Source organism: Burkholderia sp. BCC1988 (assembly GCF_905339895.1).
GTDB lineage: Bacteria > Pseudomonadota > Gammaproteobacteria > Burkholderiales > Burkholderiaceae > Burkholderia.
In genome coordinates this window covers 55,030-61,040 of sequence record NZ_CAJPHA010000035.1, presented here as the reverse complement: position 1 = coordinate 61,040, position 6,011 = coordinate 55,030, and the positions used below count along the sequence as shown (strand labels likewise).

Annotated in this window: 5 protein-coding genes; 2 read left to right on the top strand and 3 right to left on the bottom strand. The window is 68.2% G+C overall.

All coding sequences use genetic code 11. The features are described 5' to 3' along the window. Both U4012_RS33450 and U4012_RS33445 read left to right on the top strand, forming a co-directional pair. Nucleotides 1–281 (top strand): hypothetical protein (locus U4012_RS33450; protein WP_321804011.1); only part of this gene is annotated, 281 nt, incomplete at its 5' end. A 264-nt stretch (nt 282–545) separates the two neighbouring features. Continuing rightward, nucleotides 546–1,016 carry an ATPase gene (locus U4012_RS33445; protein WP_124667900.1) on the top strand — a complete coding sequence of 157 codons (471 nt, stop codon included), beginning with the start codon at nt 546–548 and terminating at the stop codon, nt 1,014–1,016. Nucleotides 1,017–1,177: 161 nt separating this feature from the next. Here U4012_RS33445 and U4012_RS33440 read toward each other — a convergent pair whose 3' ends face one another. The 3 genes from U4012_RS33440 to U4012_RS33430 form a co-directional block, all read right to left on the bottom strand. Continuing rightward, a complete protein-coding gene (locus U4012_RS33440) occupies nt 1,178–1,882 on the bottom strand; it encodes a DUF429 domain-containing protein (RefSeq protein ID WP_321804008.1) in 705 nt (234 codons plus the stop codon). A gap of 9 nt (nt 1,883–1,891) precedes the next feature. Then, a complete protein-coding gene (locus U4012_RS33435) occupies nt 1,892–2,416 on the bottom strand; it encodes an HD domain-containing protein (RefSeq protein WP_044848835.1) in 525 nt (174 codons plus the stop codon). 121 nt (nt 2,417–2,537) lie between these two features. Next, on the bottom strand, nt 2,538–6,008 hold the full coding sequence (locus tag U4012_RS33430; protein WP_321804005.1) for an ATP-binding protein: 3,471 nt from the start codon (nt 6,006–6,008) through the stop codon (nt 2,538–2,540). Nucleotides 6,009–6,011: the final 3 nt, after the last annotated feature.

The following is a 6,011-nucleotide window of genomic DNA, read 5'->3' as shown; positions in this document are numbered from 1 at the left end:
GGATCAGCTCGCTTCCATCAAGCGCCCACACTTATCGGCTGTTAATTTTTAAAGAGCATGTCTGCGAGGACCCGAAGGCTTTCTCAGCAGCGCTGCGTTTTCAGCAGCAGAGAAGCGAGATTATGAACCGTCTTTTTCAGTTCGTCAACAACTTTTTAACTGCTTCGTTGCGACGACTGGGGTTCAACTTCCAGCACCGCCGAGGCCGCTACGACCCGACCGACAGCACCGCTTCCCTTCTTCTCCCGCGCCGCGTTTCCGTTAGCGCGAAAGAGGCGTGATTCTAAGCACCGGCCCTCGTCTGCGCAACCCCTTTGTGAAAATATTTTGAAATGCCCCCGTGCGCTGCCGCGCTCGGGGCTTGGGGTGTCACGCTCAACACATACAGCAACGCGAGAAGTCCACGACGGATCAGGAGCGCCGCCTTCTTTCCTCCTACATATAGGCGGTCGACGACATCCCCTGTTCCTCCGCGCTCCGTATTGGCGTCGCGCTCTCGTCATCCGGCTGCGGAACAAACGAAGGGGCGCGCGCCGTCGAGTATCATGCCGCGATCGAACAACGCACTCACACCGACGATGGACAGCACCACACAATCCGGCGACGCCGATCTCCGCGATGAATACGCCGCGCTGCGCGAGCGCGCCGTCATGCTCGAAGAACAGGTCCCGCCGCTCCTGCAACGCATCTCGGATGTCCTGCCGCGCATCAGCGGCGAGTCCGAACTGGCGGACGAGCATCGTGAACGGCTCGTCGGCGCGCGCAACGCAGCGATGGTCTCGATCGAAAACTATCAACAGGCGATCCCGTTCCTGCAGACCGCCGACTCGATCATCGAGCAGCTCGACAAGACGCCCGAGCGCGACGAGGACTTCGAGTGGCGCGAATCGCTGCTGCAGCGGCTCGACGAACTGATCGACGTCGCGGTCGTGATGATCGACGATGCGCAAGGCTACTTCGAGCAGGCAGATGCCTGCGATCTCTCCAGCGTGCCGAAGTCCATTCTCGAAGACTGAGCATCACGGCCGTGAGGCATACGGTGCGTCGACTGCCTATGTCGATGCGCACGCCACCTGCTCCGCACATGCCGACCGGCTGTCCCTGCTCGACACCGTGACGTCGACAATCCGATGCGCGTCCCGAAAAAGCTCACCCTGCTGCCACGGGCTCACGGGTATCAGCGAGCCACGGCCCCTGACTGGACCGTATCGAGAACGATCGTCTCGCCGACCACCGGTACACGGATATACCCGCCGTCCGCATCGCCATACGCGTGTGCGCTGCCGTCGATCACGTACTGCGCGGTCAATGCGCACAGCGTGGCGTCCCGCGCGTCGACCGATCGCAGCGTCGACACGTCGATTCCGAGTTGCGCGAGCAATTGCCGCCGCTGGTTGCGCTTCTGCTTCGCCGACGCAATCGCCTTGCCGAGCATCGCGCAGGTAATCGCGTACGGATAAGTCTCGAAGCTCACGCGCCCGCCGGCATACCGCGCGTCGGTCAGCAGCGGATAGGCGCCGGCCAGCGCACGGTAGACGCGCTCCCCCATGAACATCCAGTCGAAAAAGCCCGACGTGCTGGCCACGGCCTGCTCGCGCGACGGCGTCGGGAAACATGAGATCCGTTCACGCGCGAGCGCTTGCTCGGCCGCCCGGCGTCCGCTTCCGGTCCACCACAGGCTCGGCGCGTCGACGCCGACCGCCACCACGTCATGCTCGATACACAGCGAAGGCAGCGCTTCGGGCGCGATCCGCGCCTCGCGCCGGACGATCGTCGAGCCGCGCAGGATCACGAGGTCGCACTGCTTCCTGTCGCCGCCCACGTCGACGCCCGCCACCGCAGGCAGTGACCGCTCGGCGGATCGGGATCGGGCCGCCCGCATGGCCGCGCGTCAGTCGGCCGGCCGCGCGTCGTACGCGGCGTCGAAGATCCCTTCCAGGCCCGGATGTACGCCGCGCATCCGGTCGACGACCGACTTTGCCCAGTCGAAGTACGCCTGCTTGCGCTCGAGCGGCCAGTCCGCGGGCGGATGCCGGGCGATGTCGCGCAGGTTGCAGATCTTGTCCGCGAGCTTCACGAGCTTCGCGCGGCGGCTGATCGTCGCCGCATGCTCGACCTGCAGGCGCTTGCGCTCGTCCTTCGGCAACGACTTGTCGTCGGTGACTTCCATCACGATGTCCGCGACGTCCTTGCCGAACAGCCGCAGCAGTTCCTGCTCGGTGGTCTCCGTGTCCTCGATCGTGTCGTGCAACACCGCCGCGACGATCACGCGCTCGTCCTCGATGCCGGCTTCGTTGGCCAGCACAGCGGCCAGCGCAATCGGATGATTGATGTATGGCGACGCCTCGTCGTCCTTGCGCCGCTGATTGCGATGCTTGTCCGCCGCGAACGCAATGGCAGCTACCAGCTTGTTCATATCGATCCCTCGTGTGGCCGGACCCGTGACCGGCAGAACCGGTCGCGTGCGTTTCGGAACCGCACATACTACCTGTACGCGATGACCATTCCCACGTATCGGGACATCGGGCCGCCCGGCGTCATGCGCCGGCTGCCTCGCGCTGCAGCGCGACCACGTTGACCTGCGCGCCGAACACGTCCCGTACGAGCGGCAGCAGGTGATCGTGGTGCGTCAGGAACAGTACCTGGGTTCGCGTCGACAGATCGCGCAGCGCCTCGAGCCCCGCCTTCGCACGTGCATCGTCGAAGTTGATGAACAGATCGTCGGCAACGAACGGCAGCCCGGTCCTGCTGGCGAGTTGCAGTTCGAGCGCCGCGATCCGCAGCGCGAGGAACAACTGGTCGCGCGTCCCTTCGCTCAGGCCGGCGACCTCGACCGACGCGCCCTTCGTGCGCCGCGCATACAGCGCGGGCGGCGTCCGTTCGGTGTCGACGGTCAGCCGCGCGAATTCGCCCAGCGTAAGTCCCGCGAAAATCTCGCCCGCCCGGCGCAGCATCGGCCCCTGCTTCTGGTCGCGATAACGATCGGTCGCCCACTTCAGCAAGCGACTCGCGGTCGCCGCTTCCAGATACTGTTCCGCTGCATCGCCCATCGCCGCGAGCGCTTCCTGCCGCTTTGCTTCGGCCACGGCCGCATTCGCCTGGCCGTCGATCGCGCCGAATGCCTGCCGGGCCACGACCTGCTGCTGCGCGAGCGCGTTCAGGCGCGTGCCGACGTCGCCCAGCGACTGCTTCACCGCTTCGAGATGCGCGGGCACGTCGGCGATGTCCTGTTCAGCGACCTCGGCCTCGACGGCCGGCTGGGACAAGCCGTCGCCGTCGCGCACCAGCGCCTCCTTCGCGGCATCGACGGCCTGGCGAAGCTGGCGCTGCCGATCCGATTGCTCGGCCAGTGGCAGCGCCGCGTCGATCGATGCGACGCCGGCCAGTTGCAGCAACGGCTGAACGCGTGCATCCGCGCCCGCCACCGCGGCGGCGGCATCGGCGACCTTGCCGTCGGCCTGCCGCACCGCGTCGTCGGCACGACCGATCGCACGCGCGGTTTCCCGTGCGGCCGCAACGCGCATCGTCAACCGGCGCGCAACGTCCAGCCAGTCGCCGCTCGCCAGCCACGCGGGCTCGAGCGCTTCGGCCAGCCGCCGTGCGCCGGCCTCGAGCGCGGCCAGCTCCGCGCGGATCGCGGTCATCCGGTTGCGCGGCGCATCGGCGTCGGCCAGTTCGGCGGTCACCGTATTCGCGAGTGCGAGCGCACCTTCCGCGGCAGCCAGCGTCACCGCATGGGCGGACAGCTTCGCGTCGGCAAGCGCGTCGCGCCATTGCGCGTGCCACGCATCGTAGGCGGTCTGGGCCTGGCCTGCGCGCGAACGAGCCGTCGCGCATCCGCGTTCGGCTTCGCGCGCGCGGTCCTCCAGGCTGTCCTTTTGCGCGAGCGTCTTCTCCGCCGACTGCACGAACGTCCCGGCGATCGCGATGAGTGCCGTCAGGCCTTCGGCGTCGCCGCCGCGCGATACCATGCGCAGCGCCGAACGCAACGCGGCTTCCGCGCCGGCGCGTGCATCGCGGATCGTCGCGAATTCGCGGCGCAGGCGGTCGAGCTCGAGCTGCGCGGCAAACACCGTGTCGCGCTTCGCGAGCCAGTCGCCCATCGCCGCCAGCGGCATGCCGGGCACGCCGGCCGTCGTCGCCAGTTCGGCCCACGCGTCGCGATGTGCCGCCAGCTCGCGTTCGCGCTCGTCCACGGTCGCCTGCCGGCGCGTCAACACGACGTGCGCGGATTCGACCTGCTGACGCAGCGATTGCAGTGTCGCCGCCGCTTGCGTGGCGCCGAGCTGCGCATCGACGAGTTCGTCGGCAAGGCGAATCGCATCGTCGACAGCCGGCGCGCCGGTTGCGAGATCCACCGCGCCGCTGCGAACGTCGCCCCAGGCGCCATCGCGGCGAGCGCGCGCCGCCAGCACCTCGGCGGTCGTGACGACCTTGTGGGTCTGAGCGAAATGCTTCTCCTGCAGTTCGAGCCGCTCGTGTTCTTCCTGCGCGCCGTCCCGTGCATCGCGTGCGGCGGCGGCCGCGCTCGCGCGTTCGCTCGCTTCGGTCAGCAGCACACCGAGCCGAGCCGCCGACGGCACGTCGAGCGCACGCAGCGCGTCGACCGGCTTGCGCCACTGGCCGAGCGCATCGAGCGCGTCGGACAGCGTCTGCTCGGCGGCCGCGATGTCGCGTTCGAGTGCCTGTTCACGCTGCCCGCTATTGCGAAAGCCCTGCGCATCGGCGAGCGCCGCACGAAGCGCTTCAGGCACATCGACGGTCGACAGGCGCGCCAGTTGTTCCCGTGCCTGCGCGAGCTCCTGCGTGCGCTCGTCGAGCGACTCGCGCGCGCCGGCCAGCGCCTGATGCAGCGCGCCGTGGTCGCGCAGCAGGTTCGCGACCGTCTTCAGCGACAGCGCGGTCGGCAGGGCCGCGCGCAGCGACGTCTCGTCGGTCGGCCAGCCGAGCTGCGCGGCGGACGAACCCGCGGCGGACAGATGCCGCTCGACGTCCGCGCCGAGCAACAGCAGATCCTGTGCATGATTCATGCATGCGCCGCGCAGCCGGTCGAGCGCTTCGATATCGGCTTCGAGCGCGAGCGCGTCGGCATCCGGATCGATCGCATCACGCGCCTGCCGTTTCGCGAGCAGGTCCGCGCGCCGTTCCTCGAGCACCTTCTGTTCGGCCGCGAGATCGCCTTGCGCTTTCAGCAAGTCGGCATACGCGGTCGGCGGCAGCTCGACGACGGCCCCCAGTTCGGCCAGCGCCGCTTCCTTGATCGTCAGTTCCTTCAGGTACGGCGCCAGCCGCCGCACGCGCTCGAGCTTCGAGCGCAACGCTTCGAGGCGACGCTGCTCCGCGCGCGCCTGCTCGATCTCCTGCTCGACCGCGTCGCGCGCCTCCTTGCGATCGACCCAGTCGCGCGTGCGCACCTGGACTGCCTTCAGTTCGCCAACTGCTTCGTTGAACGAAGTCTCGGCCTGCGCGAATGCGCTGCCGCTGCGCCGCGGCGCCCACAGCTCCGCCGCGCGCGCGTCGAGTTCCTCGCGCACGGGGCCGAGCGTGCCGACACCCGCCGCCGATTCGAACAGCACCTGGCCGAGCTTGTCGGACGCGTCGAGAATGCTCCGGCCGCCGTCGACGAGCCGCCCGTGGTCGAGCCCGAACATCTGTTCGAAGAACTCGCGCGTCGCGCCATCGAGGATGGCGTCGAGATAGTCGTCCGGCAGCTTGTCGTCGGCGGGCGTGCGCAGCGGACTGCGCCCGCGGGCGCGATGAAAGGCGAGCGCGCCGGCGCCGCCCTCCAGCACGCCGCCGATCCGCAGTTCGGGCGTCGCATGCAGGAAGTCGAGCGGGGTCTGCAGTTTCATCCCGAACAGCAGTTCCGACACGGCCGTCCGGATCGTCGACTTGCCGGCCTCGTTCGGCCCCACGATCACGTGGAAATCCTGGCCGGCCGACGGAAAGCGCAGCGTCTCGTCGGTGAACTTGCCGTACTTGATCAGGTCGAGCTGGCTGATTCGCATCGC

Excerpts from the sequence above, each read along its gene's own strand:
- U4012_RS33445 (WP_124667900.1), top strand. The coding sequence starts at position 546 with ATGCCGCGATCGAACAACGCACTCACACCGACGATGGACAGCACCACA.
- U4012_RS33435 (WP_044848835.1), bottom strand. The coding sequence starts at position 2,416 with ATGAACAAGCTGGTAGCTGCCATTGCGTTCGCGGCGGACAAGCATCGC.
- U4012_RS33430 (WP_321804005.1), bottom strand. The coding sequence starts at position 6,008 with ATGCGAATCAGCCAGCTCGACCTGATCAAGTACGGCAAGTTCACCGAC.
- U4012_RS33440 (WP_321804008.1), bottom strand. The coding sequence starts at position 1,882 with ATGCGGGCGGCCCGATCCCGATCCGCCGAGCGGTCACTGCCTGCGGTG.